12 protein-coding genes and 1 pseudogene are annotated in these 12,237 nt (G+C 42.2%); 4 read left to right on the top strand and 9 right to left on the bottom strand.

What is annotated here, in order from left to right:
• Positions 1-335: pseudogene (locus JQM82_RS11875) on the top strand (hypothetical protein); the annotation flags it as partial.
• A 35-nt stretch (positions 336-370) separates the two neighbouring features.
• Here JQM82_RS11875 and JQM82_RS11880 read toward each other — a convergent pair.
• Both JQM82_RS11880 and JQM82_RS11885 read right to left on the bottom strand, forming a co-directional pair.
• Positions 371-676, bottom strand: a complete 306-nt coding sequence (locus JQM82_RS11880) for a YerC/YecD family TrpR-related protein (RefSeq protein WP_235250553.1) — start codon at positions 674-676, stop codon at positions 371-373.
• 64 nt (positions 677-740) lie between these two features.
• Complete coding sequence (locus tag JQM82_RS11885) at positions 741-1,466, bottom strand: phosphatase (RefSeq protein ID WP_235250555.1); 726 nt, start codon at positions 1,464-1,466, stop codon at positions 741-743.
• Positions 1,467-1,567: 101 nt separating this feature from the next.
• On the opposite strand from JQM82_RS11885, the gene JQM82_RS11890 reads away from it, so the two are divergent.
• Positions 1,568-1,807, top strand: a complete 240-nt coding sequence (locus JQM82_RS11890; RefSeq protein WP_235250556.1) for a hypothetical protein — start codon at positions 1,568-1,570, stop codon at positions 1,805-1,807.
• A gap of 86 nt (positions 1,808-1,893) precedes the next feature.
• Entirely contained in the window at positions 1,894-2,886 is a 993-nt protein-coding gene (locus JQM82_RS11895) for an asparaginase (RefSeq protein ID WP_235250557.1), read from the top strand.
• On the opposite strand, the gene JQM82_RS11900 is transcribed toward JQM82_RS11895, so the two are convergent.
• Complete coding sequence (locus JQM82_RS11900) at positions 2,867-4,279, bottom strand: MATE family efflux transporter (RefSeq protein WP_235250566.1); 1,413 nt, start codon at positions 4,277-4,279, stop codon at positions 2,867-2,869. The two genes, JQM82_RS11895 and JQM82_RS11900, sit on opposite strands and share 20 nt — an antisense overlap.
• A gap of 193 nt (positions 4,280-4,472) precedes the next feature.
• Between JQM82_RS11900 and JQM82_RS11905 the strand changes: the two genes are divergently transcribed.
• The gene (locus tag JQM82_RS11905; RefSeq protein WP_235250558.1) at positions 4,473-5,525 is read left to right on the top strand and encodes an ABC transporter substrate-binding protein; all 1,053 of its coding nucleotides are present in this window, start codon (positions 4,473-4,475) and stop codon (positions 5,523-5,525) included.
• A 57-nt stretch (positions 5,526-5,582) separates the two neighbouring features.
• Here JQM82_RS11905 and JQM82_RS11910 read toward each other — a convergent pair whose 3' ends face one another.
• The 6 genes from JQM82_RS11910 to JQM82_RS11935 all read right to left on the bottom strand — a co-directional run bounded on the left by JQM82_RS11910 (position 5,583) and on the right by JQM82_RS11935 (position 12,082).
• Positions 5,583-6,083 carry a CarD family transcriptional regulator gene (locus JQM82_RS11910; RefSeq protein WP_235250559.1) on the bottom strand — a complete coding sequence of 167 codons (501 nt, stop codon included), beginning with the start codon at positions 6,081-6,083 and terminating at the stop codon, positions 5,583-5,585.
• A gap of 132 nt (positions 6,084-6,215) precedes the next feature.
• Positions 6,216-8,036, bottom strand: coding sequence for a DUF6320 domain-containing protein (locus JQM82_RS11915; protein ID WP_235250560.1), 1,821 nt, complete (start codon positions 8,034-8,036; stop codon positions 6,216-6,218).
• Between the two features lie 4 nt (positions 8,037-8,040).
• On the bottom strand, positions 8,041-8,958 hold the full coding sequence (locus JQM82_RS11920; RefSeq protein ID WP_235250561.1) for an alpha/beta hydrolase: 918 nt from the start codon (positions 8,956-8,958) through the stop codon (positions 8,041-8,043).
• A 16-nt stretch (positions 8,959-8,974) separates the two neighbouring features.
• On the bottom strand, positions 8,975-9,706 hold the full coding sequence (locus tag JQM82_RS11925; RefSeq protein WP_235250562.1) for a DUF975 family protein: 732 nt from the start codon (positions 9,704-9,706) through the stop codon (positions 8,975-8,977).
• Positions 9,707-9,736: 30 nt separating this feature from the next.
• Complete coding sequence (locus JQM82_RS11930) at positions 9,737-11,551, bottom strand: ABC-F family ATP-binding cassette domain-containing protein (protein ID WP_235250563.1); 1,815 nt, start codon at positions 11,549-11,551, stop codon at positions 9,737-9,739.
• A gap of 108 nt (positions 11,552-11,659) precedes the next feature.
• Entirely contained in the window at positions 11,660-12,082 is a 423-nt protein-coding gene (locus JQM82_RS11935) for an A24 family peptidase (RefSeq protein WP_235250565.1), read from the bottom strand.
• Positions 12,083-12,237: the final 155 nt, after the last annotated feature.

Genomic DNA, 12,237 nt, shown 5'->3' on the forward strand with positions numbered 1-12,237 from the left:
CAATAAAAGATATTGAAACCATGCTGAACCCTATAACTGAAAAATATTTTGACAATGAAAAGGATTTTTCGATCACATCCATCTATGAAGAAGTATGCGAACTTGAAAAATCCAGAATTCCGGAATTTCAGAAAGAAATTATCCGCTCCTATAACTCTGCATATAAATGTTTTGAAGATGTTCCTGAAAACGAACGGAAAGAACTTCAACTCTTTGCTTTTATCTGCAATTTGAGTTTTGATATTTATGTAAAAAAACAGATCGTGGAAAAACTGCTGGACAGTCAGCTTGCATCTTCTGATACGGATAATAACGGCAAAAAGAAAAAGAAATAAGGTGATGCCTTATTTCTTTTTTATTTATATATATTCTATTGTTCATCTTCACTGTTCTTGTTGATTCGTGCGAATACCATGTCATATCCGTCGTTTCCATAATTCAAAGAACGATTGACTCTGCTGATTGTAGCTGTTGAAGCTCCTGTCTTCTCCGCAATCTCAAGATAAGTCTTATGCTCCCTTAACATCTTTGCCACTTCGAATCTTTGTGATAATGAGAGCAACTCATTAATTGTACATATATCTTCGAAAAATGTATAACATTCTTCTTTATTTTCCAGACTAAGTATGGCACTAAAAAGATAATCTACTGCCTCAGTCCTGATTTTTTTACTCATAACGCTATCTCCTTTTGTAACAGATTCATTACTGTTACATTTTAACACAGTAAATTTGCAAAGTCTATAGTTTTTTACCATGTTTTACCGAGGCCCTTAATTTTTCCATCGTAACATTTGCAACCAGTTCTTCTGGAAACTCACATTCTTCCAGGGCTTTGTAACAATACTCATATCCCGCAACATCAACATCTATATGTGCATCACTTCCGAGAACGATCATTGCCCCCTGCTCCTTACATTCCCGAAGCATTTCCTGACAGTTTTCCCATGTATTTTCCCGGAATCCATCCGGACGAAGCGAAGAATTATTCACTTCCAGAAGCGTTCCTGTCTCCTTCGCTTTTCTTACAAGCTGCTTCATATCCACCGGAAGTCTGCCGTCATCCGGATGACCTATAATATCAATATATTCTGCTTCCATTGCGTTCAGATAAGCCTGTGTGATCTTCTCTTTTGTCTTCTCACCTTTGTAACACGGAAGATGAATACTGGCAATGATAAGATCCAGTTCTCCTGAAAGTTTTGCAGGAAGATCCACCTCTCCCTGTTCATTCAGAATATTCAGCTCTGCTCCCATCAGGAGCTCTACTCCGTACCGCTGTCTCGGCACGATATGCAGATTCTGAAAATAATACAGATGGCAGCTTCCAGGCATATCCGGCGCATGTTCCGTGATCGCCAGTCCTCTCAGCCCTTTCTCAGCCGCTGTCCGCGCCATCTCACAGATCGTACTGTATGCATGACCACTGACAAGTGTATGTGTATGCGTGTCAATCTCAATGTTCATATTCTGTCCTTCTTCCTTTTTCTGATGCGTTCTAAACTCACGGAAACATTATACAGTATAAATTTTGTTTTTTCTACACATTTTATTCCTGAACGGAGGTGATGAGATTGAAAAAAAAGAATTCCGACATCATTGACGACTTTGATTATCTTTCCAACGCAGCTTCTTCTATGGACTGTACCGGACTGATTCCTGCAAACCCTGTCTCGGATGCAGAACTCGAATCCTATGAAGATCTGTATCATTTTCTGCCGCCGCACGGGCACGCTTCTACCATCCGTCCGGAAACCAACGACAGCCGGAAGGCAGATTCTTCAGACCTTTCTCACAAACATCGGTAATCAAGATATTTTTCTTGACATCCACCCATATCATGGATACTCTAAATATGGATTATAATTATTGATATGTATAAGAGGTGGAATCCATGAAAAAAATACTAATGATAGCGACTGGAGGCACCATCGCCTCCAAAGAAGGTTCCCTTGGGCTGACACCGGTTGTAACTGGGGAAGAACTGGCTGCCAGCGTACCGGGGATCAGGAATCTGTGCAGTCTGGAAGTTCTACAGCTGATGAACATCGACAGTACCAATATGCGGCCAAGGCAATGGCTTCAGATCCGTGACTGTATTATGGAACACTATGACGCATATGATGGATTTGTCATTCTCCATGGTACAGATACCATGGCATATACGGCTGCCGCACTCTCCTATCTGATTCAGGACAGTATAAAACCCATCGTACTGACAGGTTCTCAAAAGCCGATGGCCAATCCATATACAGATGCCAAGATCAATCTATACCAGAGTATTCTCTATGCGTCAGATGATGCATCCTGTAATGTCTGCATTGTATTCAACGGAAAAGCAGTAGCAGGAACCCGTGGCCGCAAGCAGCGCACCCACAGCTTTGATGCATTTGAAAGCATGAATTTTCCGGAACTCGCGGTCATCCGTGACAATCGGATCATCCGCTATTACTCAGAGACTCTTCCGGCTCCGGAAGATCTTAAGACCTACAGTCAACTCAACGACCGCGTCTTTGTATTGAAGTTGACGCCTGAAGTTAAGGCTGATATTTTTGAACTGCTGAGCAGCCACTATGATGCAATCATTCTGGAAACCTTTGGAATCGGCGGCATACCGGAATACGATGATTCATTCGAGAAAGCAATCTTTTCCTGGGTGGATTCCGGAAAAACCATTGCCGTCACTACCCAGGTTCCGGAAGAAGGATGCGACCTGGCAGTCTACCAGGTCGGCAAAAAATACAGCGACCATCCCGGCATCCTGCAGGCAGGCGATATGACAACCGAATCCATCGTTGCAAAGCTTATGTGGGTACTTGGACAGACCGATCAGCAGGATATTATCGAACAGCTTTTCTACAAAGAGATCAATCACGACCGGGTATAATCTCCCCGTCCCACTGCCTGTTCATCTTTTTCTTTTTATAAAAATAGTACGGGATTAAAAACAACGCAGTGGCCGCCCATGCCAGTGGATAACTGATAATGATCGTTGAGATATCCTTATGGATCGGCGTCATAATTAGTATCCACGGCAGACGGACACCAATTACCCCACCTGTAGTAATCAGCATCGGTACCATGACATCTCCGATTCCTCGAAGTGCACCGGTAAATATCTCTACAAATACATAGATAATATAACTTGGTGTAATGCGAAGCAGAATGTATACACCGATATTGATTACATTTTCATCCGAAGTAAACATCACAAAAAGAGGTCTTGCAAAGATGATCAGAATCAGCAGGATTCCTCCGCATATTCCCAGGCTCATTCCCAATGATACCCGTACACTCTTATAGACTCTCTGAAGCTTTCCCGCCCCATAATTCTGTCCGGAAAATGTGGTGACCGCAATTCCAAATGCACCACTCACCGCCCAGAAGATCAGATCCATCTTTCCAAATGCCGCCCATGCAGCAGTCGTATCCGTTCCCAATTCATTCACTGCAGTCTGAATGATAATATTAGTCAGTCCATACATACAGGAGAGCATTCCTCCTGGGAGCCCGATACGAAGCTCCGACCCAAGGATCGGACCATCCAGACGTATTGCACGAAGTTCCAGCCGAAGCGCATCATAATCTCTCATCAGCGAACGAGTCACCAGGCAGGCACTGACACTCTGCGAAAGGACTGTTGCAAGCGCTGCTCCCGCAATTCCCATATGAAGCACAACCACAAGAAGAGTATCCAGCAAAATATTGAGCACACAACAGACGATCAGATAATAAAGTGGTTTTTTCGAATCGCCGATTGCCCGCATAATTCCTGAACCCATATTATAGATCAATGTAAATATGATCCCCAGAAAATAGATTCGAAGATACAGGATCGAATCATTCATGATCTCTGACGGTGTCTTCATTACAGCCAAAAGCCATGGAGTTGCGAACCATCCAAGAAATGCAAGAACGAGACTTACAATTATTGAAAACGCATACGCTGTATGCAGGGCCCTGTGCAGTTTTTCTGTATTATTCGATCCAAAAAACTGCGAAATTACAACCGTTGCACCAGAAGCAAGACCTGAAAAGATCATAACTACCTGATATGTAAGAACAGCCGATGAACCGCCGACACTTGCCAGCGCCTCCTTCCCAATGAATCTTCCGACAATGATTGCATCCGCCGTATTATACAACTGCTGAAACAAAGTTCCCACAACAATCGGAAAGAAAAAAATCAGCAATTGTTTCCAGATGATTCCTTCCGTGATCGGATTGTTCACATATATATTTTTTTGTTCTTCTTTTTTTGCAGCAGTATTCCCCAACATACCACACACATCCCCCAATCTATAGACATCTGCTTTTACCATTGTAACATAGGTCATATTTCTTTTTCATTATATTCCTCATATCTTTTTCACCATATTTTTTTCCGAGAATATAATATACCGTTAAGTGTAATACAGATCAAAGCTGCCTCTGTCACTCTGGTCTGTGCAAAAACATATCAAGGAGGATCTTATGAAAAAGAAAATGCTGTCCATACTTCTGACGACTGCTCTGCTGATGGGAATGCTCACTGCCTGCACTTCCACCGATACAGCAAAAAAAACTGCCGGATCTGATTCAGAAAAAAAGACTGCCTCTGATTCCTCACAGGAATTAAAAGAGGTGACTTTAAACGAAGTAGCACACTCCATCTTTTATGCCCCGATGTATGTAGCGATTGAAAAAGGATACTTTGAAGAAGAAGGAATCGAATTAACGCTCGTAACCGGCTTTGGCGCAGATAAAACAATGACTGCTGTACTTTCCGGAAGCGCAGATATTGGCTTCATGGGCTCCGAAGCGTCCATCTATACCTACAATGAGGGTGCCGTCGACTATGTCGTCAACTTTGCACAGCTGACACAACGCGCCGGGAACTTCCTGGTAGCAAGAGAAGAAATGCCTGATTTTACATGGGAAGACCTGAAAGGAAAATACGTACTGGGTGGGCGGAAAGGCGGCATGCCTGAAATGGTATTTGAATATATCTTAAAACAGAATGACATTGATCCTGCTACAGATCTTGAAATTGACCAGAGTATTGATTTTGGCTCAACTGCCGCTGCATTTTCTGAAGGGAAAGCAGATTTTACCGTTGAATTTGAGCCTGGTGCAACTAACCTGGAAAAAGAAGGAAAAGGCCATGTTGTTGCCTCTCTTGGAACTGACAGCGGTTATGTTCCATATACCGCGTTTTCTGCCAAAAATAGCTATATCAAGAATAATCCTGATATCATCCAGGGATTCACCAATGCAATTCAAAAAGGAATGGATTATGTACAGACACATACGCCGGAAGAGATCGGAGCTGTCATTGCTCCCCAGTTCAAAGAAACAGATCTTGACACAATCACCACAATCATCACCCGATATTACGATCAGGATACCTGGAAAGAAGATCTGATCTTCCGGAAAGAGAGTTTTGATCTTCTGCAGGATATCCTGGAAGAGGCCGGAGAACTCACCACACGTGCACCTTATGAGAATCTTGTTACTACAGAATATGCAGAAAAGGCAGCCAGATAATTCTTCAGATAAAAGACTGCCACAAAAATACAAAATATATTTTTGTGGCAGTCTTTTTTATGAATCCAACTGTCTGATAATATAATTTTTCACTTCATCTTTCGGCATATCCAGAGCTGCCGCCAGCTCCCCATACAGGAAACGTTCTGCCATACTCAGATATTTTTCATCAATATTAATTGACTTTTTCCCTGATGACAGTCTCTTTATCTTTCGCTGGTATGATGTTTTTATGATTGCGACCCACTCTCTGCATTGATTTTTCATCAAAGCCTCCCGGTACAACTCTTCTCTTTTTTTCTCATTCTCAACCCACAAGGTATCAATACTGGGCATTTCATCAATCAGCTTCCGTGCCTCTTCTCCTGACAGCACTGCCCGAACCTGCCGTCTCACATTGTCTACCGGTGTATATAATGTTCCACCCACGTCATACAACGGTCGTAAAGTATAATACTCTTTTCCCTTATCTGAACAGCTCATATTAAGCGGTCCAATATTCATTACTTCACAGACACCTTCTTTATAATGCGCAACATAATCACCTATCTTGAACATATTTACCTCCTGTCTGTTTCTTGTTTTCCCAGTCAGTCAATCCGATTTTCTTTTCCAGAGATCAGGCCAACCTAACAACCTACATATTTTATTATATCACGCTGTTTTTTTTGATGTAAGGAAAATTTATACCTATATATGAAATTTTTTATACATTTCTTCATGAAACTCTTTTTTTCTGAATATAATCAACCCGGTCAAGAATAAAAAGCTGCATCCCACACAGATAACGGCTGGTGCCCGAAATGTAATGACCTGAAATGCCAGAAGTACAAAAGGAACCAATATAGAATATACCGATGCCATCACATAATAAATCATATACTCTCTCGGCGAATGTGAATAGATTCTGGATATGATGAGCATGGACACTTGTATTAATATACAGATACTTGGGACTGCAAAATCAACAGACCATCCCTTCCACCCGGTTGCTCTGTCCCATAGGATACAGCCGACCGTAACGATCAATAGCTGCCAGGTTGCATTTTTCAGAAGATTATAACGCTTCAGATATCCAACTGCCATCGTAATCCACATGCTGAGGCTTCCCGCTGCCACAAACTTTGACCAGTATCTTCCAGGCGACAGGATCACATTTGCCATAATACTGATGATGACTGCAGCGATACAGCAATAAGAAAATATCTGAAAAAACTTTCGGCCTTCATAATTCGGCCTCACATTTTCTGGGAATTCCGGTTCAGCCATATGCACAGTAATTCCCAGATCTTCCAAAATCCGGTAGAAATTGCGCTGTATGTTAGAACTGTCATAACGCGAGGTAAAAGCAAACGACAGAACATCCCCGAACGAGCATACACACAGTTCCGTGCGATTGGTACTGGTATACACTCCGAACCGTTCAATATATGGAGTATACGCATCAGGCATCTTCACTACACCCATATTGGAAAGGACTGCTGTCACTTCTTTTTCTGCCATTTTGGCTCCCGCACGGATACACCGGTTTTTCAATTCCAGAGGAGCCCATTTCAAGATCTTATGTTTTTCATAGGCAATCAATTCATTCATCCGTCCAGCCATATTCTCTTTTGACAGATTCTCTTTAAAATACTCTCTGACCATATTCAGGACATCCTCAAATGATTCCTGTTTTGTACCAAACTGATATCCCGGCTCGATATAACTGAAAAAATTCAGCATAGAATCTGATGGAAATATCTTTCTCAGATTAACCGGAACCATCAATATGACCGGTCTTTTTTCCTGAATCCTGCTCATTTCTTCATGTATAGCGCTGATAAAAGCTGCCGTAAGGAGAACAGACATGGATACCTCTTTTTCCCTCGAAACCTCTAGAAATTCTTTTACCGACACACAACTTTCCTTCACCTGCAGAGGCTCATACTCTCCCCTTCTCTTTCTTATCTGGTATGCATGATTTTTCTTTTTCTTTTGTCTCTGAAGATTTGGATTATAATACCTGCTGAAGCTGTCATCTTCCTGATCTTTGACCGTCAGGTACGTACCTGTAAGCTCTGCCTTTTCCAGCCCCTCTTCTTTATGAATCAGATACAGATAATTCTTTACCAGTTCCCGCAGGAACTCTGTTGCACCGGTTCCATCCGTCAACGCATGAAATACTTCAAAATTGATCCGCTTTTCGTAGTATGTCACTTCAAAAAGCAGGTTTTTTTTATCACGCACATACAGACAGCTGCACGGCTCCTTATATTCTTCCCGTACGACCGGCCTTAATTCACTTTTTTCCAGATAATGCCAGAACAGCCCTTTACGCATTACCGATAAAAAGACCGGATACTTCTCAATAGTCTGATTCAGCGCCTCCTGAAGAACTTTTCCATCCACTTTCTCTTTTAGTACGCAATAAAACCGAAAAACACGTGTATCTTTTGGACTGCTGGCTGCTGAAAACAGCTTTGCCGCATTATCCAGGCTGCGCCAGTACGCCCGTCTCTGTTGAAACAATGTTTTAGTCCTCCCCTAAAAACCGATTGATGATCTGAAAACTTTCTTTTACATGATAATAACTGATTCCCAATGCAAAATATCCGTGAAGAGCATCTGGAATTCGATGGATCTCCACATCATTTCCTGCTTCTTTCAGCCTTTTTCCGTATTCCTCTCCTTCGTCCCTGAGTGGATCATATTCTGCAGTCAGAATCAATGTTCTCGGCTGATTTCTGTAATCTGTCTCCAACAAAGGTGCAAAATATTTATTTTCTTTATCCCCTTCATCCGAAGCATAGAAATCGAGATAATCCCGCATTTTCCCAGCCGTAAGAAGATAATCACTCCCACACGTCTTTACCGACTCATACGGAGAATTCTCACTGTAATCATTGTTTACTGCAGGATAGATCAATATCTGGCGCTGTGGAAAAAACTCTCCCCTATCCCTTGCCATCAGTGATACCGCGGCTGCCAGATTCCCTCCCGCACTGTCTCCGATCAATGTAATCTTATCCGGATCCGTATTCAGGAGAAAATGATTCCTGTAGATTTCTTTTGTCGCAGCATAACAATCATTCAGTCCCGTTGGAAATGGATACTCCGGAGCCAGTCTATAACCAACAGACACCACTATATGGTTGGTAGCTTCTGCCATTCTCGCACAGATACGTTCATAATTATCTATGCTTTCTGTAACCCAGCCGCCTCCGTGAAAGAACAACAGTACCGGAAGCTTTCCGGACACGGCTTCATCCGGAAGATAAAGGCGCACCGGCACCTCGTAATCTCCATTGTATATCTTGTAATCGATCGTTTTATGAAAGATCTTCAGTGGGTCAATGGCCTTGAGATTCGCCAGATGTCTGGATGCTTCCACTTCGATTCCGTCAAAGGAAAGTGCCTTCAATACCTTCCGCATAGATTTATTGATTGCCATATCACTCTCCTGCCATTTACCGAATATATCCTTCTTCATATGCCATTGCTTTGTTGTACGCATAGAGTTCCGCAAATGTTGCCTCCTTGTAAGGAACAACATAGAATATTCCTGCAATGCCACATGTAACCACACTGAGAAGATCCCAGCCGATAAAGGATAATGACAGTACAAATGTCTCCATCTTCTGACCGTTCATCATTCTCCTACTGATTGCAAACACTTCTTTCCGATTCATTCCCGGATTCTCAGCCAGAATATAAGGAACCATCAGATATTCGTAATATTTTATGATTCCGGGAACGATCAGAAGGAGCGACCAGAGTACCGTATACAGTTCTCTTAAAAACATGGTTAACACAACATTCCCATAATTTCCGGATTTAAAACCATCCAGAACCACCCCCACAGATGGTATTCCTGTCTTATTTAATACAAAGAAACGTTTTCCGCCCATTTCAATTACCGTTCCCACAAAGATGGCAAGCAGGAGTCCGACTATCGTTCCTGCAACCAGCACACCACCGGTCAGCAAGCCAAAAAACGGCACCTGAAACGAAAGATATTCTCCGGTCATTCCACTTCCTTCACTGTAATAGCTGTAATTCTGAGATACTCTTCCTCCTGTATTTCCTGAATTCAGAAGCGTTGTTATGATTGACATAATAAAAGCAACTCCTACACACGGCAGGTAATTCCTCTTAAAAGCAATCTTTCCATTCATTTTTAAACGTTCTCGTGTCCACATAATGTCTTCCCCCATTCCCGTTAATTATAATTATTTCTCCTGTTCCTGAATTCTTTCGTTCAGATCATTCAGATAGACCCATCGATCCATCTTTTCTTCCAGAGCCATTTCCGTCTCTTCCTTTTTCTGAACAAGTTCATTCAATTTCGCAGAATTTGTCGCGTTTTCAGCAATTTTCTGATCCAGACATTCAATCTCGTCTTCCAGAGCTGCAATCTCGTCATCAATCACTTCAAATTCTTTTTGCTCCTTATATGAAAATCTAAGCTTTGTAGAAGGCTGTTTCCATGCCTTTTTTGCCGGAGAATCCGTTTTTTCTGATTTCCCCTGTGGCTTCTCTGTGATTTCTTCTGGTTTTTCCAGTTCCTTTCGTATCAGATAATCAGAATATCCACCTTCAGACTGACGGATTGTTCCGTTACCTTCAAACGAAAAGATCCTGGTTACGGTTCGATCCAGAAAATATCGATCATGAGATACGATGATGATAATTCCGTCAAAATGATCCAGATAATCTTCCAGAATCGTCAGTGTCTGAATATCCAGATCATTTGTCGGCTCATCCAGTATCAGCACATTCGGCGCCTCCATCAGAACACGCATCAGATATAATCTTCTTCTTTCTCCTCCTGACAGCTTCTCAATCTTCGACCACTGCATCGCCCCGTCAAACAGGAAACGTTCCAACATCTGTGAAGCGGTAATTCTTCCCTCGGAAGTTGCAATATACTCTCCCGCTTCTTTCACATAATCGATCGCTTTCATAGATGTATCCATATATTCATTTTCCTGAGAAAAATATCCGATCCGGATCGTCTGTCCAATCTCAATCCGTCCAGTATCCGGTGGAACAATTCCGTTAATGATCCGAAGAAGTGTTGACTTGCCGCATCCATTCGGTCCGATAATACCTATTCTGTCATCTCTCAGAAATATGTAGTTATAATCCTCAATCAATTTTTTCTTATCGTATGACTTGGATATATTCTGAAGTTCAATTGTTTTATTTCCCATTCTGGATGACACAGAATCCAGCACGACTCTTTTTTCTTCCTGAATATCCTTCATCTCCTGCATCGCTCTGATCCGATCAATATGTGCCTTTTGTTTTGTGCTTCTGGCTCTTGCTCCCCGACTCAGCCATTCCAGTTCTGTCCGCAGCAGGCTCTTTCTCTTGCGTTCTGTTGCCAGAGCAATATTCTGCCGTTCTTCTTTCAGGCGTACAAATTCAGAATAATTTCCCGGATAGCTGTATAATTTTCCCTGATCCACTTCCAGAATCCTGTTGGAAACACGATCCAGAAAATACCGGTCATGTGTTACCATGAGAATCGCTCCCCGAAACTGAATGAGGTACTCCTCCAGCCACTCTGACATCGCATTATCCAGATGGTTTGTAGGCTCATCCAGCACCAGTATATCTGCAGGTGTCAGAAGTGCGTTCACAAGAGCGATTCTTTTTTTCTGCCCTCCGGACAAATGCTCCACATGTTCATCATAATCTGTAAAGCCCAGCTGATTCAGCATGGATTTTGCATCTGCTTCGATCGTCCATTGATTCATTTCATCTATATTTCCCTCAACTGCAGCTCTCAGGACCGTTGTTCCCTCTTCGAATACCGGAGTCTGCGGAAGATAGCAGATCTTTACCTGGCTCCCCATGCTGATCTTGCCGGAATCACATGGCTCTATACCGGCTGTCACCTTAAGAAGCGTTGATTTTCCCATCCCATTAATTCCGATGACCCCGATTTTTTCATTCTCATTAATGCTGAAATCCACATCATCAAGCAGCACTTTGTCTGTATACGACTTGGTAATATGTTCCATTGTAAGTAAATTCATAATCCACGTTCCTTATCTCTTTGCTTATGCATTGTTTTCATCACGAGTGAATATCCCCGGATAATAATATTATATTTACTTTTCTCTACACCTGCAACATCAGAATTCTTACTTTATTATGAACACAGATACCATTCCCAGGCATAAAAATGGTCCCAGCGAAAAGGCGGTATTTCGAACGGCTCGTTTTACAATCAGCAGATACAGACAATATACACCTGCACTGAATATTGCCGGAACTACCGAAGCAAGAACTTTTTCCGCTCCCAGGAAACATCCGCCGGCAGCCATCAGCTTCACATCCCCTCCTCCAAACGCTCCGGGATACCCTGTTGTGATCAGAAGCATCGGAAAACTGACACAGACTCCTCCGACAAGTCGTGAAACAAGAGTGATATCATTCATGACCGGAATTGCCAGTATGGAAAGTATAAGAATTACAACAATCCATTCATCATCGATTCTCTGATATCTCAGATCTGTATAGGAAACTCGTAACAGGACTGCAATAAATACTATATTAAAAATCATCTGCGATCCCCTGTACAATCCAATCATTTATATACTTTTTCTCCATTATCTTTTTCTCCTTCCTCCTGCATTTTTAGTAAAAAAAGAAGGACTGCCGCAAAATGTAGATACAACTATATTTTGCGACAATCCGCCGTTCATACATACATCTCCTG

Origin of the sequence: Faecalicatena contorta, from assembly GCF_021531995.1 — a bacterium.
In the GTDB taxonomy this organism is placed as follows: Bacteria; Bacillota; Clostridia; order Lachnospirales; family Lachnospiraceae; genus Dorea_A; species Dorea_A contorta_A.

What these genes read in the sequence shown, in the direction of transcription:
- JQM82_RS11880 (WP_235250553.1), bottom strand. Translation starts at nt 676, where the DNA reads ATGAGTAAAAAAATCAGGACTGAGGCAGTAGATTATCTTTTTAGTGCC.
- JQM82_RS11885 (WP_235250555.1), bottom strand. Translation starts at nt 1,466, where the DNA reads ATGAACATTGAGATTGACACGCATACACATACACTTGTCAGTGGTCAT.
- JQM82_RS11890 (WP_235250556.1), top strand. Translation starts at nt 1,568, where the DNA reads ATGAGATTGAAAAAAAAGAATTCCGACATCATTGACGACTTTGATTAT.
- JQM82_RS11895 (WP_235250557.1), top strand. Translation starts at nt 1,894, where the DNA reads ATGAAAAAAATACTAATGATAGCGACTGGAGGCACCATCGCCTCCAAA.
- JQM82_RS11900 (WP_235250566.1), bottom strand. Translation starts at nt 4,279, where the DNA reads ATGTTGGGGAATACTGCTGCAAAAAAAGAAGAACAAAAAAATATATAT.
- JQM82_RS11905 (WP_235250558.1), top strand. Translation starts at nt 4,473, where the DNA reads ATGAAAAAGAAAATGCTGTCCATACTTCTGACGACTGCTCTGCTGATG.
- JQM82_RS11910 (WP_235250559.1), bottom strand. Translation starts at nt 6,083, where the DNA reads ATGTTCAAGATAGGTGATTATGTTGCGCATTATAAAGAAGGTGTCTGT.
- JQM82_RS11920 (WP_235250561.1), bottom strand. Translation starts at nt 8,958, where the DNA reads ATGGCAATCAATAAATCTATGCGGAAGGTATTGAAGGCACTTTCCTTT.
- JQM82_RS11925 (WP_235250562.1), bottom strand. Translation starts at nt 9,706, where the DNA reads ATGTGGACACGAGAACGTTTAAAAATGAATGGAAAGATTGCTTTTAAG.
- JQM82_RS11930 (WP_235250563.1), bottom strand. Translation starts at nt 11,551, where the DNA reads ATGAATTTACTTACAATGGAACATATTACCAAGTCGTATACAGACAAA.
- JQM82_RS11935 (WP_235250565.1), bottom strand. Translation starts at nt 12,082, where the DNA reads ATGATTTTTAATATAGTATTTATTGCAGTCCTGTTACGAGTTTCCTAT.